Here is an 18,974-nt window from a genome sequence, read left to right on the forward strand (position 1 = left end):
GCGGTGTGCGGTTCGGTTCTGCCGCCGACCGGCGACCGATGCCGATCGGAGTTACGGCTGGCGGTTCGGGGCTACAGCTGGAGGTCAGGGACGGGGCCGGGGTCACGGCTCGGGGCGACACTGCCGCGGTGCCGCGACCAGGCCTGCCACAGGGCGGCGTACGGCCCCCCGGCGGCGCGCAGCTCGTCGTGGCTGCCGCTCTCGACGACCCGGCCGTCCTCCATGACGACGATCCGGTCGGCGGCCGCGGCCTGGCTCAGCCGGTGGGCGACGACCAGCGCGGTGCGGCCGTCCAGGGCCCGGTCGGCGGCCCGCTCCAGCAGCTGCGCGCCGGAGCTGCCCGCCTCGGCGGTGGCCTCGTCGAGGACCGCGACCGGCGGATCGGCCAGTACCAGCCGGGCCAGCGCGAGTTGCTGCGCCCGGTCGGCGGTCAGCCGGTGGCCGCCGTCACCGACGACGGTCTCGAGCCCGTCGGGCAGCGCGTCGACCCAGCCCAGCGCGCCGACCCGGTCCAGCGCCTCGCGCAGCTCCCCGGTGTCGGCGGCCGGCCGGGCCAGCCGCAGGTCGTCGGCGAGCGGACCGGCGAAGACGTGCACCTCCTGGGTGACCAGCGCCACCGTACGGCCGGCCTCGCCCGGTTCGGTGCCCGCGATGTCGATGCGGCCGGTGGTGGGGTGGTGGATGCCGACGATGAGCTTGGCGAGGGTGGTCTTGCCCGCCCCGCTGGCGCCGACCAGGGCGACCTTCTCCTTCGGCCGCAGGACCAGGTCCACGTCGTGCAGCACGGGCCGGCCGGGTACGTAGCTGTGGCCGACACCGGTCAGGGTGACGGTCGGAACGCTCCGCGGTACCTCCGGCGCCGTCCCGGCCGTCTCCTCCCGCACCGGCTCGTCGACCACTCCGACCAGCCGGGCCAGCCCGGCCGAAGCGGACTGGGCGTCGTCGAGCAGCACCAGCGCGGTGTTGACCGGGCCGAACAGGCTGTGGAAGTACAGCGCGGCGGCCGTCGCGGTGCCGATCGTCGCGGAACCGCTGCGCACGAGCAGGAAGCCGGCCACCAGAACGGCGGCCAGACCGGTGTATTCGGCCACATGCAGCCGGCTGTAGAAGCGCAGCACCAGCCGCACCCCCCGCAGCGTCAGGTCGACGGCGGCCCGGGAGCGTTCGGTGACCCGTTCGGTGTGTTCGGCCTCCAGCCGCAGGGCCCGCACCGTGCCCGCCCCGCCGATGGTGTCGAGCAGTTGCTGCTGCTGCGCACCGGTCGCGATCCGCTCCTTGGCGTACAGCGGTGTGGCGTTGGCCAGGTACCAGCGGGCGGTGTACGCCTGGACGGGCAGCGCGAGCAGTGCGGCGAGCAGGAACCGCCAGTCGAGCACGGCGAGTGCGCCGAGCGTCAGCACGATGGTCAGTCCGGAGCGGGCCAGCTCGGGCAGCGCGGTGCGGACCGCGTCGGCGACCCGCGAGACGTCCCGGGTGACGCGGGCGGTGAGGTCGCCGGAGCCGGCCTTCTCCAGCCGGTCCAGCGGCAGCAGCAGGGCCCGTTCGACGAACTTCTCGCGCAGCTCGGCCAGTACGGTCTCACCGAGCCGCGAGACCAGCGACAGGCCGAGCGCGGTGGTGATCCCCTGGACCACGGCGACGAGTGCCAGCAGCACCACGGGCCGGGTGAGGTCGCCGGCCGGGTGGCGTTCGGTGACCAGGTCGATGAGGTGACCCAGCAGCGGCTGGGTGAGCAGCCCCACGACGGTGGCCACCACCAGGACGCCGAACCCGGCGCAGGCGAGCGCCCGGTGCGGGCGCAGCAGTTCCCGTGCCGCGGCGCGGGTGCGCGCGGGGGTCGCGGTGGGCAGCAGCTCCCGGGTCATGCCAGCACCGCCGTACGGTAGGCCGCGTCGTCCCGCAGGAGACCGGTGTGCGGGCCGTCGGCGGCGATCCGGCCGGCGTCCAGGAGGACCACCCGGTCGGTGACGGCGAGCAGCGAAGGACTGTTGGTGACCAGGACCGTGGTGCGGCCGCTGCGGAACTCCCGTACGCCGTCCGCGATCCGGGCCTCGGTGACCGCGTCGACCGCGGTGGTCGGGTCGTGGACGACGAGGACGGTCCGGTCCGCGTGCAGCGCGCGGGCCAGCGCCACGCGCTGGCGCTGGCCGCCGGAGAGCGAGCGGCCGCCCTCACCGACCTCCGCCGCGTCGCCCAGCGGCAGCGTCCGGGCCACCTCGTCGGCGGCCGCTGCCGCCATGGCCCGCCCCGGGTCGCCGCCGGAACCGACGTTCTCCCGCAGCGTGCCGTCGAACAGGTCGGCGTCGTGCGCGGCGACCAGGACGGCCGTGCGCAGCTCCGCCGGGTCGAGGTCGGTGAGCGGCACGCCGTCCAGCTCGACGCTCCCGGACTCGGGGTCCTCGGTCCTGCCGAGGCACCGCAACAGGGCCTCCGCGGCCGCCGGGTCGGTACTGGCCACACCGAGCAGCTCGCCGGGCGCCACGGTCAGATCGACGTCCCGCAGCCCGCCCAGGCTGACTCCGCGCAGCCGCAGACCGCCCCGTACGGGGTCGGCCAGCCGCCGCCCGCCGGGAGCGACGTCGAGGGGCGCGGCGAGCACCTCCGCGATCCTCGCGGCCGAGGCGCGGCCCTGTGCGAGCTCGGCGTTCACCCAGGCCAGTACTTCCAGCGGCCCGATCAGGAACAGTGCGAGGCCGACAGCCGACACCAGTTGGCCCAGGGTGATGTCGCCCTCGACGGCGAGCCGTCCGCCGACCAGCGCCACCAGGGCGATGAAGCCACCGGTCAGCGCGAGGACGACGCCGCTCTGCCATGCCTGGGCGGCGGCGGCGCGCAACGTGGCGGCCAACGAGTCGCGGCTGGTGCGCCGGTAACGCTGCACTGCCGCGGCCTGCGCTCCGATGCCCTTGAGCACCCGCAGGCCCGCCACCAGGTCGGCGGCGATGCCGGAGGCGTGCGCGGCCCGCTCCTGCTCGGCCTCGCTGCGGCGCTCCAGCGGCTTGCTCAGCAGATGTCCCAGCCACAGCAGTACGGGTGTGCCCAGCAGGACCATCAGGCCCAGCGGCACGGAGATCACCAGCAGCGCCACCGCACTGACCGCCAGCCCGGCGAGGGCCGAGATCCCGGCCATCACCGCCATGTTGACCGCGCCGACCCGCTTGGCGTCCTCGGTGGCGATGTTCGCCAGCGCCCCCGGCAACCGGCCGCTCTCGGCCCCGCCCCGGGAGCGAGCACCCGGCGTACGACGGCCACCCGCAGCAGGTGCGCCGCCTGCTCCGCGGCCCGTTCGCCGGCCCGCGCCCCGTACCGGAAGCTGAACGACAGCCCCACGTACACGACGCCCAGCACCGCCAGCCAGCGCACCAGCGCACCGGTGTCGCTCTTGGCGACCGCCTGGTCGATCACGACGCCGATCAGCACCGGTACCAGGGCTTCGCCCAGTTGGTGCCCGGCACCCAGAACGGCCCCGGCACACACATCGCGCCGTTGCCCCCCGACCGCCTGCCCCAGCACGTCGCGCGTTCGTGGTCCCTCTGCTCCCACCGGCACACCTTCCGGAACCAGCCCAACCCGAATGTTAGGTAAGGCTAGTCTAAGTAGGGGTTCCCCGGTCAAGGCGCCCGGACGGCCGGTCCCGGCCCGGAAGCGCCATCAGGTCGAGTGCGCGCAGCGCCGCCGACGACTGCGGCCGCTGGTCCAGCGGCACCGGATCGGTGTCGCCGATGTCCGCGAGCCGGATCGCTCGTTCCGTCGCGGGCGAGTCGGTGAGGGGCCGCGACCGGAGCAGGGCGTTGGCCAGGACGGCCGCCCCGTGCACGTGCCGCCCATGGGCCCTTGGGGGCCGGTCCGAAAAGAAAGGGAGGATCGTGCACTCCGCTGTGACCAAAGCCCGTCGCATTCCACCCGCACTGTGCAACCATGAACTATCCGGGGCCCAGTCGTTCCGGTTAGCGGCCGTTCGCCGGGGGGCGAACAGGACGAGCGGGGCCGTACGCGGCTCATGTGTATCCGGGGGGTAGGGATCATTGGCCGGGGGAATGATCAAGCATGTCCGGTGTGCGGAATTCCGGATGAGGACAAGGACCTGTGCGGCGGTTGTCAATGGCCCATGCGGGCCGATCCGGTACTGGGGGAACTGACCGAGGCCGATCGGCAGCGGGACCTCGCGGCCGTTGACGCGGCCGGACACGCCTGGGACACCAGGGCGGCGGCGCTTTCGAACGCAGGTGCGGGCGACGGTGGACAGCTCGCCGAGGTGATTCGCGGCGGCCCCGCGCGACCGGGGGCGAAAAGCCCGGTGGCCGGTTCCCGCGTACCGAATGGCTTGTCGACGCAGGACTCCGCGCGCTGGCCCGGGATCCTCGCCGATTTGATCAACGGGCGTATCAAGGAGTTAGTGTTCATCGAATTCGGCCCTGATTGCGTCAGCATGATCAGAGCCTCCGCCGACATGAACGGGATACCCCGGCAGACCGACGCCGGAAGTACCGAGTGGCGCTCCGTCGCCCCGCTTCTCGACCATCGGCCGGAAATTCGCCGATTTCAGCTCGCCGGCGGGATCGGCACCCTTCCCCTGGTCGGCCGGGCGGATTTCGACACGGCGGTGGCGAACTGGCTGAAGGCGTACGTGCCTCCCTCCTACGCCCACTCGTTGGTGCTGCTGAGCAGCCGGTCCGGCTGGGTGCTGCTGGACCGGGCCGCGGACCTGCTGCGCGCCGCCTACCCGCTGCGGGCCGAGGCGGGGCCGGGCCCCGAACCGTCGAGCGGTCCCGGCGTGCCGGGCGCCGAGAGCGCGGTGGACGAGCTACTGCGCACAGCGCCTCTGTTGCTCGACCACACGCTGCTGCTGGCCCGGTTCGACGACCGCACCGGCGCCGTGCACCCGTACACCGAGGTGCTCTTCCCGGCCGGATCCCGGCTGCCCGCCGGCGGGACGGCGACCGCGGCGGTCACCGTGCACGGCGGGATCGAGGACGGTACGCCGGTGCTGCTGCCGGTACTCGCCGGCAGGCCGGCGGCCGACGGGACGGGGGCGGCGGTGCTGTCCGCCCCGGGCACGGAACTCCACGCGCTCGGCACCGCCCGGCTGACCTTCGAGTTACGGGGCCCGGGCGATGTGCGTCTGACGGGCCGGGCGGCGCCGGCCGAGAACGGCCGCCCCGCCCTCGACATCCCGGCCCTGATCAGCGGCCTTCCCCGCCGGATCATCCGCCCGCCCGGGCTGGAGGTCTGGTTCACCGTCGAGTTGAGCGGCGCCGACACGGCCGAGACCGCCGAACGGCTGGACTTCGTCGGGGAGGTCGTCAGCGAACTCGCGCGACGGAACGGCGGGGCCGGACTGCGCGTCGGTGTGGTGGGCCACTACGACCACGTGATCCACGAGAACAGCCACACGCAGCGGCCCACCCTGCTGCTGCCGCGTCCGGCCGGCCCGGCCGGGGACGTCCTGGCGGAACTGGCGGGCTGGAAGCCGGCCCTGCGCCGCCAGGACACGACGTCGTCGCTGGAGGACGCGCTCAAAGCGGTCGTCCGGCTGGCGGTGGCGCCCGCCCGGGCCGCGGCTGCCACCCGGCGCACCGTGCTGATCGTCGCCCGCCGCCCGCCCGCGATGCCCGTGCTGCGCGGCCCGGTGCCGTCCTGTCCGCTCGGCGCCGACTGGAAGCACGAACTGCACGCGCTGCGCGGGCACGGGGTGCGGGTGCTGACCCGGGCGGATCAGACCCCGCCAGGTCCGCCCGGCAGCCCTGATCCCGTCGGGGACTACGCCCGCGGTACGTGGGCCGCCCTGTCGGCGGAGGGCTCCTTCCAGCCCGGCAGGAACGCCCCGGCCGACGTGGCGGCGGAACTGACCCCGGCATGGCGGTCGGACGGCCCACCCTGCCCGCTCGCCTTCGCCACTGCCTTGCGGTGACCCCCAGCTCCGGTACGAGGAGAGACACGATGGCCCAGTTCGACCGAGACGAGACGCAAGCGACCCCCCTCGGCACTCCGCCGACCATCCCCGCCCCTCCCGCGTCCCCGCCCGGCGGGACCCCGGAGAACGGTTCCCGGCCGCCGGCCGGGCCGGGCTCGTTGGCCTACATCCGGCCGTCGGCACACCCGCCGGAGACTCCGCCGGCACCGGCCCACGGGTACGAGTCGGCGCCGCAGCAGACGTATGCCGTACCGGACGGCAACCTCGCGCCGCTGCGGATCCCGACCGCGCCGGCCGGTGTCGCCTCCGCCACGGACCATGTGCGGATCGGACTGTGGGGCGCGCCCCGGTCCGGCAAGACGACCTTCCTGGGCGCCCTGCCGATCGCGGCGATGCAGCACCACCGGCACAGCCCGGACAACTGGGTGATCGGCGGAATGACCCCGCAGGCCACCGAATTCCTCAACGACAGCGTCGAACGGCTGACCATGAGCCGCGTCTTCCCGGACGCCACTGTGGGACTGGAGGGTCTGAGCTGGTCCTTCCAAGGGCAGGAGGGCCCGGCCAGGAGGTTCGGGAAGACCCGTGAACTGGGCTTCGTGCTGGACGTCCAGGACGTGATGGGTGAGGCGTTCAACCGCAACAACCCGCATCACGCCCAGATCCTCGACCAGTTGGCCGCGGCCAAGGGGCTGATCTATCTCTTCGACCCGCTGCTGGACGGCAAGAGCGGGACCGAGAGCCTGAACTACTTCTACGCCACGCTCAACGCGCTGAACGCGCGGGTCCGTGACGCGGGCGGACACCACCGGGGCAGGCTGCCGCACTATGTGTCGGTCTGTGTCGCGAAGTTCGACGATCCCGCCATCTTCGAACCCGCCGTACGCGCCGGCTGGGTCACCCAGGACTCGGTCGGGTCCCAGATACCGCGGGTGCCCGCGGAGCAGAGCGCCGGCTTCTTCTCCTGGCTCTGCGACGAGTTCCGCGGCTCCACCGCCCGCCTGGTGCGCGACGGGCTGAACAACTTCTTCCACCCCGAGCGCATCTCGTACTACGCCACGTCGGCCATCGGTTTCCGGCTCAATCCGCAGCACACGTTCGACTACCGCAGTTACCTGAACGTGGAGTCCGTCGACGGCAAACCGCGGATCTGCACCTCGCCCGAGCCGATCAACGTCCTGGAACCGCTGATCGACCTGGAGCGCCGGATCCGCACCGACGGTCGTAAGGGGCGCCTGCGGTGAGCGGCGGCTCCGACCGCACGCTGCCCGCCGACTGGGCGGTGCTCGGCAAGCACCAGGGCCACAGCATGGGGTACGAGATGCTGGGCGGCAGCCTGCCGAAGGTCCGGGCCGAGCGGTATCTGTTCGGAGCCGCGACCGGAACGCCGGACGACCGCGATCCGGTGGGCGCGCTGCCGTGGCGGGTGTTCCTCGGCACCGTGCCGGACGAGTCGGTTCCCGTGTGCGCGGTGGCGGAGATGACATGGGACGGCACCCGGGACGCCACCGGTGCGGCCAGCTACTCCTGGAGCCTGATGCTGCTGGAGTGGCAGCAGGCCGGCACGGCCGGACTGACCTGGACCGGGCTCGACCGGGGCGCGGCCCGCGTGCGGTCGCCCGAACGGTCCGACGACCGTGTCCCGTTCGAGGCGGCCCGCGCCGACGCCGCCCAGCTCGCCGCGACGGTGGAGGAGCTGGACTTCGGCTGGGCCGCCGGGGTCGCGGCGCTGCTGCTGGACGGCCGCCGGGTGGTGATCACGGTGCCGCCGGGCGGCCCCGTCCCGGACACCGACCGGCGGGTACAGATCCTGGACGCCGTGTGCGCGCTGCTGCCGTACGGCTGCCGTGCCTGGCTGAGCGGGGCGACCTGGACCGGCAGGTCCGAGCACCAGCTGCGGCTGGTCTTCGCACCCGCCGCGCGGGCCGGGCAGATGGAGGTGGCGTTAGGCAGCGGTCTGCCGCCGGAGCCCCAGGGCGACACGGCGCGTGCGTACCTCACCGAGCTGTGGCGCATGCGGCAGAAGCAGGAGCCGACCGTCGCGATGGTCGAGCACCTGCTGGCCGCCACCACGGTCGTCCCGGTTCAGGAGGCAGCCCAGGCACTGCACCTGCTGCGGGAGATGGACCTGCTCAGCTCCGTGGTGAGCGACATCAAACAGGGCCGCGGCAACCTCCGCGACGTCGTCCGGCTGCTGCACCTGCACCGGATGGAGTCGCTGGGCGAGCACCATCAGGCCGTGCTGGTCTCCTTCCTCTTCCGGCTCGTGCCGGGCCCGGACGGCGGCCAGGCCCGGGAACTGCTGGAACAGCACTGGCTCCGGTCGACACCGCGGTTGCTGGCCGGTGACGTCATCGCGCTCGGTGCGACGAGCGACAGCTTCGCCCGGGCCAAGAGCCACCTCGGTGTGCTGCGGGAGTTCGAGGCCCGGCACCCGGGCCTGTTCGACGAGCTGTTCACGGCCCTCGTGACCGCGCCGGGCCAGGATCCCGTCTGGGTCGGCGAACTGGCCTACTTCGTCGAGCGCAAGCACGCGCACACGTCCGCCGTGGCCGACCGGATCGTGCTCGACCGGAGCGACGTCGGGCACGCCTGGCTGGCCTCCCTCATGGAGCCGGGCCGGGACCGGTCGCCGCTGGCCCGCATCGTCGCATCGGCCATCGCCGCCGACCTCGACCGGTGGCCGGGCTGGCTGCGCTTCGCCGCCGTGATCACCGGCCGGCTCGCCCCTGACCAGGCCATCGAGGCCGACGCGGCCGACTTCACTTCGGCGCACGCGAAGGGCACCGGGTGGCGGGTGGCACTGGAGATCGCCGCCGAGAACCGGCAGCCGGCCACGGTCGGCCTGCTGTGGCCGGCGCTGCGGGAGGTCCCGCGGAGCGACCACCGGCGGGAGCTGTCGGCGCTGTTGAACGCCGTGGCGTCGCCGGACGCGACGGAATCGATGCCGAGGGCGGCCGCGGACGCCGATCTGCTGGACGTGCTGGTCCGCGCGCACGACTCCTCCCGCACCATCGCACCCCTGCCGAGGCTGGCCCGGCTCACCGGCCAGGAGGTACTCGACGGGTACGCGGACGCCGTCGTGCGACGCATCGACGCCGACCCCGTCCTGAAGGACCTGGCGATCGAGACGCTGCTCGGGGACGCGCCGGGCGACGCCCGGTGGACGGTGCTGCAACGGCTGATGAGGCGGCTCCGCTCCACCGAGTCGACCGTGCTGGACGGACTGGTCACCCGGCTCACCCGGGACACCTACGAGCCCTGGCTCGACCTCGACCTGACCGACGGGACGCTGCGGTCACTGGAGCGCCGGCCCGGTCTCGACTGGCTGCGCCCGGTGCGCGACGTGCGGCTCGCCCTCAGGAACGGGCAGTCGTACCCGCACTGGTGCGGGATCGTCACCGCGGCCTACGGCGAGCGGGGCTTCTCCCGGCAGTTGCTGCACGAGGTGGCCTCGGCCGTCGAACGCTACGGACCGCTCTTCGCCTTCTACGCCTCGGTGGAGCTGGAAAAACAGCGGACCACGCTGGGGATCGAGCTGTACAGGGCGCTGCACCGCAGCGGTCGGTACACCGCACTGGTCCGGCAGATGCACGGTTTCAGTACCGGACAGGTGCACCGGCACCAGCAACTCCTCGCCGCTCTGGGCACCCCGCCGCAACCCTCCGCCCAGCCCACGGGCGGCAGTTCGCAGGACCGCCCACCGGTCGCCGGCGCTCCCCAGCCGCCGTACCAACAGCCGTTCGCGCCCACACCGGTACCCGTTCCCGAGGGCGGGCCCGCGGTGAGCGACGACCAGGACCACCAGGGCAGGTCCGGCTGGCATCTGCCCTCCCTGCCCTCCATGCCGTTCCGGAAGCGGGGGCCCCAGTGAGCGCCATCGCCGTGGACGTCGGCGCCCGTTACGTCCGCATCGCGCACATCAGCCCGCACGGCACCGCCGAACTGGTCAGGCTGCCCGGGGCGGTGCCGGGGGAGGGCCTGCCGGCTCCGGCAGAGCCGGGCGGCACGCACCGCACCACCGCGCTGCGCGCGGCGTACACCGCGTACCGCGACGCGCACGGCGTCCCCGACCAGGTGGTGCTGGTCGTCCCGCAGCGGGACCGGGCCGAGCACGCCCGCCGGGGCGCGGACACGCTGACCGCGCTGCACGGCACCGGCCGGGCGCCGCGGTTCCGGGCATTGGGCACCCCGCACGCGGTGCTGGCGCTGCTGCGGCACACCGGCACGGTGACGGCCGGCCGGTACGCGGTGTGCGACCTGGGCGCGACCGAGGCGCGGGTCGCGGTGTGCGCCGTCACGCCCGGAACGGTGGCGGTGACCGGCGACGCGCGGCAGGCGCCCGCCGACGGCTACGCCGCCGGATTCGACGCGGCCCTGCTGCTGTCGGCGGGACTGCCTGCCGAGGAGGCGCAGCGCCAGGCACTCGCGGCCGTACGGGAGGCGGACGGTGCCGCGCTGCGGCTGGACGTGATGCTGACCCAGGCGCAGTCGCATCCGGACCGCTACCACGACCTCGCCGTGCACCAGGTGGCCGGGCGGGAGATCACCGCGGGTGCGGTGCTCCGGGCCCTGGCGCGGCTCACCACCTGCCTGGACCAGGTGCTGGACGAGGCGTCCGACGATCAGCCGCGCGGCGCGGCGGTCGCGGTGGGCGGCGCCGCCCGCTTCCTGCCGCTGGTCCGGCATCTGACGGAGCGCCAGGGGGAGTCCGTCGCACTGCCGGCCGGGGTGGACCCCGCGCTGGCCGCCGTCTACGGGGCCGCCCTGGTCGCCGCGGGACGGATCGATCCAGCGGACCGCTACCCGTACGCCGTGTGCGTCGGCACCCACCGCACGGTGGCGGGCCGGCCGCGGGACGAAGAGCTGCTGCTGAGCGCGGCCGGGGCACTGGAGCCGGGCGGCGCCACCGTCTTCGCGGAGGCCGACGGGCAGCGGGTCCGGCTGCGGACCGGACCGGAGGGCACCGCCGCCGGGCGACCCGTGCGGGTGCGGGTGCGCGACACGGCGGGGCGCCGCACCGCGCCGGTACAGACCCTGCTGCTGCCTGACGGCGGCGAGGGCGACCGCTTCCATGTGGGCGTGCGCGTCGCCGTCGACGGTACGGCGCGCCTGGTGCTGCAACCGCTGGGCACGGGGGCGCCCAGCGAATACCCGCTCGGCAGTCTGCCGACCGACCTGAAGGAAGTGCGTTCGTGAAGTACACCGTCCGACCGCGGGCGCTCCGTACCGTCCGCAGGTGCGCCGCCGTACTCAGCATCGCGTTACTGGCCGCCCCGGCACTGGCGGCGGCGCCGGCCCAGGCCGTGCCGGCCGACGCGGCCCACCCGACCCGGGCGGAGGTCTACCAGGCGCTGCAGCTGGGTCAGGAGCCCGCCGACTACGCGATCCTGGTGGACACGTCGGGGTCGATGACCCAGGACGGCCGCTACGACACGGTCCGTGCCACGCTCCGCCCGTTCCTGGACGGCCTCACGCCCAAGGACCACGTCGAGCTCATCACCTTCGACTCCCGCCCGCAGATCCAGTACATCGGCTCCGCGGGCGACACCGCGGCGATCATGTCCCATCTGCCCGCCGGGCCCAATCCGCAGGGGGCCACCGACATCGGTGCCGCTCTGGACAAGGCGCTCGCCGAGCTGGAACGGGGCAACGCCTCTCCGGTGGCCTCCGTCGTCCTGCTCACCGACGGGCAGCAGGACCCGGCCCCGGGCTCGCGCTACCCCACGTCCACCGGACCGGCCTGGACGGCGCTGGCACAGCGCGCCGCCGCGATCGGCAAACGGGCCGAACTGGCGGGCTACGCACTGCCGCTGGGCACCGGGGCGTCCGGCGCGGACCTGCTCGGGACCGTCGTTCCCGACACCACGGAGCTGCGGCCGAAGAACATCCAGGACCTCGGCGGCTATCTGGCCAGGGCCGGTGACCGGACCCGGGCCCGGCAGGCGGCGCTGCTGCTCGCCGGGGACAAGGGCAAGGGGATGACGGCCGGTTGGGCGGGCGACGGCCGGGCCGACCTCACCGACGGCTCGGCCACCGCACACCTGACGCTGCGGTCCACCACCAGCCGGGTGCCGCTGACCGTCACCGGGCTGCGGGCGTCCGTCGCGGACGCGTCGATCACGGTCAGCGGGCTGCCGGACGAGGTGACGCTGCAACCGGGCACGTCCCGGACCTTCGACGTGCAACTGCGGGGCGAGCTGTCCGCGGGACCGGTGCCGTTCCGGCGGACCGAGGACGCGAACGCCGTGCTGCGGCTGACCGGGCGGGTCGGTTCGGCCTGGGAGCAGCCGCTCGCCCCCGACATCTCGCTGGGCGTCCCGCGGGAGGTGCGGGTCACCGGGGCGGCGGTGCCGCTGCGGGCCACGGTGGGCTCCGCGGTCCTGCTGCCCGCCCTGCTGGGCGGTCTGGCGCTGGCGCTGCTGATCGGCTGGCTGGTGTGGCGGCGGTCGCACCGGCCCCGGCTGACCGGCACGCTGCTGCTGGTCCGGGCGTTGGACCCGCAGATCCCGGAGCGGATAGCGCTGGGCGGGCGCGGCCGGCGGCTGCGGCCGACGACGGTCGGCGGCGACGGCCGGGTGCGGGGCCGGCGGCGGATGACGGACCGGGGTGCGCGGGTCGACCTGCTGATCCGGTACACCCCGGACGGCTCGATCGCCCGGGAGAGCAGGGCCACCTGCGTGCCCGGCGGGCACGTGGTGATCAACGGGGTGCGGTTCACCCATGAGCCGGCGCCGGTGACGGGCAAGGTCCCGGTCGGCGGACGGGCCCGGTGAACGGCGCCGGCGCGGCGCTGAACGTGGCGGCCACCCGGGTCGGCACCGAGGCGCTGGGACCCGGGGTGCGGTCGGTGCTGTGGGTGCAGGGCTGCCCGTTCGACTGCGCCGGCTGCATGTCGCCGGACTGGATCCCGTTCCACGAGGCCCGTCGGGCCACCCCTTGGGAGCTGGCGGCGGAGCTGCTGGCAGACCCCCGGGTGACCGGGCTGACGTTCTCCGGCGGCGAGCCGATGGAGCAGGCCGCCGGCCTCGCCGAAGTGGTCCGGCTGGCACGGGAGGTCAGGGACGTGTCGCTGATCTGCTTCACCGGGTACCGGCTGCCGGCCCTGCGCGCCCGCCCGCCGTCACCGGGCGTGCCGGACCTGCTGGCGGCGGTGGACGTGCTGATCGACGGCCGGTACGTCGCCGCGCTCGACGACGGCCGTGGCCTGCGCGGCAGTTCCAACCAGCGGGTCCACCACCTGACCGGGCGGCTGGCCGGCCAGGGCTACGACTTCGGCGACCGCCCGCGGACCGCCGAGATCGCGGTCACCGGCCGGGAGGCCCTGCTCATCGGCGTGCCGCCGCCCGGGCTGCTGGCCGCCTTCGACACCGCGGTCGACTCCGTCCGCGGCCGCACGTCCCCTGGAAGGGAGCTGGAGAACGATGAGCGGTAGGAAGCGCATCTCGGTCGACGAGGCGGAGTGGTACCGCGTCCAACGCAAGGCGCAGCAGCTGAAGGAGGTGCTGAGCACCCTTCCGGGCCTGGTCGAGGACATCCGGTCGCAGACGCGTGCCGACCTCGACCGGACCTTCGCCAGGGTGGCGGAGCGCCAGCAGCGGCACGAAGCGGCGATGGGCGAACTCAGCCAGCAGACCCGTCGGTTGGAGGCCGACACCACCCGGCGGCTGCAGGAACAGGCGAAGGACCTGCACCGGGAACTGGCCGCGACGGCAGGCCGGTTGCGGGAGGAGACCCGGCAGGCGCTCGCCGAGCAGCAGGCACAGGTCCGGCAGGCACTTGCCGCCGAACGGGCCGAGCGGCGCGCGGAGACGGCCCGGCTGGCCGCGGACATCGACATCATGAAGGAGGACCGGGCGCGGGCCGAGGAGACGGTACGGGCCTGGCTGGCGGACGCGAACGTGATGGCCGGGCTGATCGCGGAGGCGGGGCTGCACGAGCGGTACGCGCCGCAGGAACTGGAACGGCTCCAGGCCCGGCTGGCCACCGCCGGGCAGAACCTGGCACAGGGCCGGTTCGACGCCGCGCTGGCGCTCGCGCAGGAGACGTACCACTCGCTGAGCGAGCTGCGGGTGGACACCGAGCAGCGCGAACTGGAGCGGTGCTCGGCCCAGACCGCGGCGGTCGAGTCGCTGGTGCGGGTGGAGCGGCTGATCGAGGGCAACCTGGAGCGGCCGGTGCTGGGGGCCGACGGAACCGCGATGGAGGGCTTCACGCTCGACGTCGAGTTCTGGTCCAGGGACGAACTGGACGGTCTGCGGCAGGAGACGGCCGACGGACTGTCCCAGGCCCGGGACGACGGGACGGACGTCGAGGCGCTGCACGGCCTGCGCGAGCGGGAGGCGCCCCGGCTGGAGCGCACCCTCGGCGACACGGTCGCGCAGGCGGGCATGCGGCACCTGGCCTCGCAGATCCGGGTCAACCTGGCGGACGCGGTGGCCCAGACCCTCGGCGAGCTGGCCTTCTACGACTTCGTGGACGGCGAGTACCAGGACGCCGACCCCCGGGGCGCCTACTACGCCAAGCTCCAGCACGACAACGGCAACGAGATCGTGCTGGACATCTCGCAGGCGGCCCGGGACTCCGGCGAGTGCGTGGTGCGGGTGCTGTCCTACGACCACGACGTCACCTCGGAGGCGGAGCTTCGGCGCCGGGCCGAGGCGATCCAGGAGGCACTCAAGGGCGAGGGTCACAACGCGTCCCGACCGGTGTCCGAGCCGGGAGCACCCGACCCGGAGCTGCTGGACATCGAGCGGCACCGCGCGGAGGCGGAGCGGCGCACCCGGGCCACGGAACAGAACCAGACACTGCGGAAGGGGCAGTCGCGCCCCGGAGCGGGCGGGGTATGACGCAGGCGCCGCCCGTCGTGCCCGGGCCGACGGTGGAGCGGTTCGCCGGCGCCGCACTGCGCAGCGGTGAGCCGTTCACCGTGCTGTACGGCCCCGGGGTCAGCGACGTCTTCGTCAACAGCGCCTACCTGGTGTGCGACCTGGAACAGACCCTGTGGCAACTGCTGCGGGCCGAAGGGTACGAGCGGATCGCCTTCTGCTCCCTGCAGCACCCGGTGTACTTCCTGGACGCCAGGTCCCGCGACCTGTCGGTCCGGGGCGGCGGCACGGGACGGCGGCCGGCCGCCGGCGGTCCCGGGACCATGCGCACGCCGGGGATGCGGGGTCCGATGGGCAATCTGGTGGTGCCGGGCTTCCGCGCCCCGCACCGAACCGCGAGCCCGGGCACCGCTCCCGGCTCGGGCGCAGCCCCCGCCCCGCCCCGGCCCCCGGCGGCCCGGCGCGGACGGGACGCCGGTGGCACCGGCGCCGGGCTGGAGCGACCCGTTCGGGGTGATGACACTCCTCGGCTATCTCCAGCGGGCACGGCCCCGGACCGCGGTGGTGTTCTCCTTCGCCGAGGAACTTCTGGAACACACCGAGGCGGCCCGCCCGCTGGCGAGCGCGATGGCCCAGTGGGCTCAGCACGGCGACGACGGCAACCTGTGGGTGATGGTCTTCCGGAAACCGTCGCTGGAGGACGTGGCGCAGTACGTGGAGGCACGCCGGCACTTCCCCCTTCTGGAGACGTTCGTCCGCGGCCAGGCCGCGCTGTCGGGCCGGCCCGGAACGGTGCGGATCGATCACCCGCAGGGGGCGGAGCTGGAACGGCTGATCCATGTGGCCCGGCTGCGGTGGGGGCTGCGGATCGAGGACTGGCGGGAGCTGGACTCGATCGTCAAGGCGCTGGCGACCCACCCGCGCAGCACCCGCACCTGGCGGGGGTCGCTGCGGCAGCTGACCAACCCGCCGGAGCGCGCGCTGAACGGCGCCGTGGTGCGCGACATCCTCGGTGGCGGCGCCGTCACCGACCACCGGGACCCGTGGGAACGCCTGAACGCACTCCAGGGCATGGACGTGATCCGCAACCACTTCGAGCAGCTGCGCGGAGTGGTCGAGGCGATGGAGGAGCTGGGGGCCGGCCGCCCGGCCGGCTTCGAACCGCCCTCCCTGCACCTGGTGTTCACCGGCAACCCGGGTACCGGAAAGACGACGGTGGCCAAGCTGGTCGGCGAGATCTACCGCGATCTCGGGCTGCTGAGCCGGGGCCATGTCGTGGAGGCCAAGCTGCCGGACCTGGTGGCCGGCTTGGTCGGCCAGACGGCCGGGCTGACCGATGCGACGGTCGACCGGGCGCTGGACGGGGTGCTGTTCATCGACGAGGCGTACGGGCTCAGCGATCAGCAGGACGGTTTCGGGAGCGAGGCCATCCAGGTGCTGCTGCGGCGGATGGAGGACGACCGGGCACGGCTGGTCGTGGTGGTGGCCGGCTATCCGGACAAGATGGCCGAGTTCCTCGCCGCGAACCCCGGGCTGGCCAGCCGGTTCCCCGCGGACAACGTGCTCAGGTTCCCCGACTACCCGGCGGAGGTCCTGGCGGACATCGCGCTGCGGCGGCTGGCCGGCCACGGCGCCCGCGCGGCCGAGCGGACCGAGGCGCAACTACGGCAGATCGTCGACCGGTTGCACGAGACGCGCGACGAGTCCTTCGGCAACGCGCGGGACATGCGCACCCTCGCCGACGCCGTCTTCACGCGGTGGGCGGCCCGGGTCCGCCGGCGGGTCACGGAGCCGGTGCTGCCCGAGGACATCCCCGAGCGCTACGGCGACTACCTGGACCGCCCGGCACCCGACCCGGCGGCGCTGCTGGCCGGACTCGACGCCTACGTCGGCCTCGGCCCGGTCCGCGAGGTGCTGACCAGCCTCACCAACCGGCTGCGGCTGCGGCAGGCCAGGGGGCAGAGCGGGTTCGCGGCGCCGCACCTGCTGTTCACCGGGCCCCGGGGACCGGCAAGACGACGGTGGCCCGGATGGTCGGGACGCTCTTCCGCGACCTGGGCCTGCTGCGCAAGGGCCATGTGGTGGAGGCCGGCCGGGCGACCCTGGTCGGCTCGTACCTCGGGCAGACCGCACCGATGGTGCAACAGGCCGTACAGGACGCGCTCGACGGCGTGCTGTTCATCGATGAGGCGTACAGCCTGGTCCAGGACAGCCAGTACGGGGGGTACGGGGCCGAGGCGCTCGACACATTGACTCTGGAGATGGAGAAGTGGCGGGGCCGGCTGGTGGTGATCGCGGCCGGCTACCCACGGGAGATGGACGCGTTCCTGGCCGGCAACCCCGGGCTGCCGTCGCGGTTCGCCGAACGGGTGCCGTTCCCGCACTACGCGATCAAGGACCTGGTGGAGATCCTGAGCCGGATGGCCGCCGCCGACGGCTGCACCCTGGGGCCCGGTGTGCCCGAGCGGGCCGCCGCCTGGCTGGAGGACTCCCAGCGGACCGATCCCAGGGGCTTCGGCAACGCGCGGACGGTCCGGAAGTTGCTGGAGACCATGGAGGGGCGGATGGCCGACCGCTTCGTGCGCGGCGGCGGAGAGTTCGCGAAGCCCGACGACCCCGCACGGCACGCACCCGGCCCGGCCGCCCCCTCCGAATTCCTCCCGGCCGACGTCCCGGACCCGCCGGGCCGCACGCACCCGGGCAGCCGATGAGCGGGCGGCCCGGCCGCCCCGCCGCCGGCACCCGCGCAGCCGGCGGTCCGGCGCCTCAGCCGGTGCGCTGCACCATGAACCGCCCGTCCCGGTCCTGGAGCTCCCGCTCCGCCAGCACCCGGGTCAGCGCGTCGTCCGCCGCACGCAGCCGCCGCTCGATGTCGGCGGCGGCGGTCTCCACCTCCGCCAGTGAGATCTGCTGCTCCTCGGTGGCGGTCCCGGCGGGCGCGCCCTGCGGCGTCTGCAACGCGCGCGCCAGATCCCGGTCGGCGGCGGCGTACCGCCGCAAGGACGCGAGCTGCCCGCCGCGTTCGCTGCGGATACGCTCCGACCGGTCCTGGTACGCGGCGAGTTCGGCGGCGCTCGCGGCGTGCTCACGCTCCTGGGCGGCCAGCGCCCGCTGGGCGTCGGCGGCCCGCTCCAGCACCTGCCGGGTCTGCGGGGCGAGCGCGGCCAGCTGGTCGTCGGAGAGCCGGACCAGCGCGTCGCTGCTGGTCCACAGCGCCTCGTCGACGCCGCTGTCCCGGCCCCGCAGCTCCGCCAGCCGCCGGGCGATGACCTCCTGCTGCTCCTGGAGCGCGTCCAGGGCGAGCACCAGCCGTTCCAGCCGCCGCAGTTCGTCGACCTGGCGGCGCAGCCCCTCGTGGGCGGCCAGCCGGTCCCGCAACGCCTCTTCGGTGGCGGCGAGCTTCTCCAGGGCGGCCCGTTCGCCGTCGACCCGTTCGCTGAGATCGGTGAGCTCCCGCATCAGCTCCTCGGTGCGGCTGCCGGGCCCCTGGCCGGGTGCGGCCACGGCCAGCAGCCCGGCCATGGCCTCGGCCAGCCCGCGGCTCTCCTCCAGCGCATCGTCGAGCGCGAACAGCGCGACGAGGGCGCGGCTGCCCGCGGCGCCGCCGTCCACATCGCCCAGTGCCGCGGCGGACCAGCGCAGTGCCCGGCCGAGGACCCGCAGCGCGGCCTCCGGCTCGCCCACCGCGGTGTCCGCCAGCGTGGCGGCGATCTCCTGCCTGGCGTCGCCCACGTCGGCCACCGTCCCCCCAGTCGACCGCTCGGCGGGCCGTCTTCTGGGCCGCGCCGCAAGACGGTCATCGTATCGCCGCAAACCCGCGCCGATCCGGCGTTCGGGCTATTACGATCACCGGCAGGGGAGTTCCAACATCCTTGATTCACAAGGCACTTGGGGGCCAATGAGTGAGATCGTGCGTTTCGAGGGTCCGGACGGCACGTCGTTGCAGGTCGAGGTGGCCGATGACGCGCCGGGACTGGAGCGGATCTCCCGGGAGCCGGGCGGAGTGGTGCGGGCCGGGCAGCGGCTGGAGGACGCCCTCGACCATGCCCGGCCGGCACTCCGGTCGGTGATCGACTCGGTACGGGCGCTGGGACCGGACTCGTACGAGATCGAGTTCGGGATGAAGTTCAACGCGGAGTCCGGCATGGTGATCGCGAAGAGCGCGATCGAGGGCCACTTCACGGTGAAGGTGCACTGGAGCCGGCCCGCCGCCGGCGGCACGGCCTGAGTCC

At 74.1% G+C, this 18,974-nt stretch carries 12 protein-coding genes and 2 pseudogenes; 10 read left to right on the top strand and 4 right to left on the bottom strand.

What is annotated here, in order from left to right; all coding sequences use genetic code 11:
- Nucleotides 1-71: 71 nt before the first annotated feature.
- The 3 genes and pseudogenes from LNW73_RS34275 to LNW73_RS34285 form a co-directional block, all read right to left on the bottom strand.
- Nucleotides 72-1,865: an ABC transporter ATP-binding protein gene (locus LNW73_RS34275; RefSeq protein WP_250992711.1), complete on the bottom strand. Its 1,794-nt coding sequence runs from the start codon at nt 1,863-1,865 to the stop codon at nt 72-74.
- Nucleotides 1,862-3,543: pseudogene (locus tag LNW73_RS34280) on the bottom strand (ABC transporter ATP-binding protein). The gene LNW73_RS34275 and the pseudogene LNW73_RS34280 overlap by 4 nt, the downstream one beginning before the upstream one ends.
- Before the next feature lie 49 nt (nt 3,544-3,592).
- Entirely contained in the window at nt 3,593-3,817 is a 225-nt protein-coding gene (locus LNW73_RS34285; RefSeq protein WP_250992712.1) for a hypothetical protein, read from the bottom strand.
- A gap of 633 nt (nt 3,818-4,450) precedes the next feature.
- Here LNW73_RS34285 and LNW73_RS34290 point away from each other — a divergent pair.
- The 9 genes and pseudogenes from LNW73_RS34290 (at nt 4,451) to LNW73_RS34330 (ending at nt 17,453) form a co-directional block, all read left to right on the top strand.
- Entirely contained in the window at nt 4,451-5,911 is a 1,461-nt protein-coding gene (locus LNW73_RS34290; RefSeq protein ID WP_250992713.1) for a hypothetical protein, read from the top strand.
- 29 nt (nt 5,912-5,940) lie between these two features.
- Complete coding sequence (locus LNW73_RS34295; protein WP_250992714.1) at nt 5,941-7,158, top strand: hypothetical protein; 1,218 nt, start codon at nt 5,941-5,943, stop codon at nt 7,156-7,158.
- Complete coding sequence (locus LNW73_RS34300) at nt 7,155-9,788, top strand: hypothetical protein (RefSeq protein ID WP_250992715.1); 2,634 nt, start codon at nt 7,155-7,157, stop codon at nt 9,786-9,788. The genes LNW73_RS34295 and LNW73_RS34300 overlap by 4 nt, the downstream gene beginning before the upstream one ends.
- Complete coding sequence (locus LNW73_RS34305) at nt 9,785-11,113, top strand: hypothetical protein (RefSeq protein WP_250992716.1); 1,329 nt, start codon at nt 9,785-9,787, stop codon at nt 11,111-11,113. Before LNW73_RS34300 ends, LNW73_RS34305 begins: the two co-directional genes overlap by 4 nt.
- On the top strand, nt 11,110-12,690 hold the full coding sequence (locus LNW73_RS34310; RefSeq protein ID WP_250992717.1) for a vWA domain-containing protein: 1,581 nt from the start codon (nt 11,110-11,112) through the stop codon (nt 12,688-12,690). The genes LNW73_RS34305 and LNW73_RS34310 overlap by 4 nt, the downstream gene beginning before the upstream one ends.
- Nucleotides 12,687-13,349 (top strand): 4Fe-4S single cluster domain-containing protein, encoded by a 663-nt coding sequence (locus LNW73_RS34315; RefSeq protein WP_250992718.1) that lies wholly within the window; start codon nt 12,687-12,689, stop codon nt 13,347-13,349. The genes LNW73_RS34310 and LNW73_RS34315 overlap by 4 nt, the downstream gene beginning before the upstream one ends.
- Nucleotides 13,339-14,763 (top strand): hypothetical protein, encoded by a 1,425-nt coding sequence (locus LNW73_RS34320; protein WP_250992719.1) that lies wholly within the window; start codon nt 13,339-13,341, stop codon nt 14,761-14,763. The genes LNW73_RS34315 and LNW73_RS34320 overlap by 11 nt, the downstream gene beginning before the upstream one ends.
- A gap of 1,101 nt (nt 14,764-15,864) precedes the next feature.
- Nucleotides 15,865-16,461 (top strand): annotated as a pseudogene (locus LNW73_RS36790) (AAA family ATPase); the annotation flags it as partial.
- Nucleotides 16,462-16,772: 311 nt separating this feature from the next.
- On the top strand, nt 16,773-17,453 hold the full coding sequence (locus LNW73_RS34330) for an AAA family ATPase (RefSeq protein ID WP_250992720.1): 681 nt from the start codon (nt 16,773-16,775) through the stop codon (nt 17,451-17,453).
- A gap of 55 nt (nt 17,454-17,508) precedes the next feature.
- On the opposite strand, the gene LNW73_RS34335 is transcribed toward LNW73_RS34330, so the two are convergent.
- A complete protein-coding gene (locus LNW73_RS34335; RefSeq protein WP_250992721.1) occupies nt 17,509-18,474 on the bottom strand; it encodes a hypothetical protein in 966 nt (321 codons plus the stop codon).
- A gap of 166 nt (nt 18,475-18,640) precedes the next feature.
- Here LNW73_RS34335 and LNW73_RS34340 point away from each other — a divergent pair, with 166 nt between their 5' ends.
- The gene (locus LNW73_RS34340) at nt 18,641-18,970 is read left to right on the top strand and encodes a CU044_2847 family protein (RefSeq protein WP_250973777.1); all 330 of its coding nucleotides are present in this window, start codon (nt 18,641-18,643) and stop codon (nt 18,968-18,970) included.
- The last annotated feature ends 4 nt before the right edge of the window (nt 18,971-18,974 follow it).

This window comes from Streptomyces sp. RKAG337, assembly GCF_023701715.1.
Classification (GTDB): Bacteria; Actinomycetota; Actinomycetes; order Streptomycetales; family Streptomycetaceae; genus Actinacidiphila.

Coding starts and splice junctions, on each gene's coding strand:
- LNW73_RS34275 (WP_250992711.1), bottom strand. CDS start 1,865: ATGACCCGGGAGCTGCTGCCCACCGCGACCCCCGCGCGCACCCGCGCC.
- LNW73_RS34290 (WP_250992713.1), top strand. CDS start 4,451: ATGAACGGGATACCCCGGCAGACCGACGCCGGAAGTACCGAGTGGCGC.
- LNW73_RS34295 (WP_250992714.1), top strand. CDS start 5,941: ATGGCCCAGTTCGACCGAGACGAGACGCAAGCGACCCCCCTCGGCACT.
- LNW73_RS34320 (WP_250992719.1), top strand. CDS start 13,339: ATGAGCGGTAGGAAGCGCATCTCGGTCGACGAGGCGGAGTGGTACCGC.
- LNW73_RS34330 (WP_250992720.1), top strand. CDS start 16,773: ATGGTCGGGACGCTCTTCCGCGACCTGGGCCTGCTGCGCAAGGGCCAT.
- LNW73_RS34340 (WP_250973777.1), top strand. CDS start 18,641: ATGAGTGAGATCGTGCGTTTCGAGGGTCCGGACGGCACGTCGTTGCAG.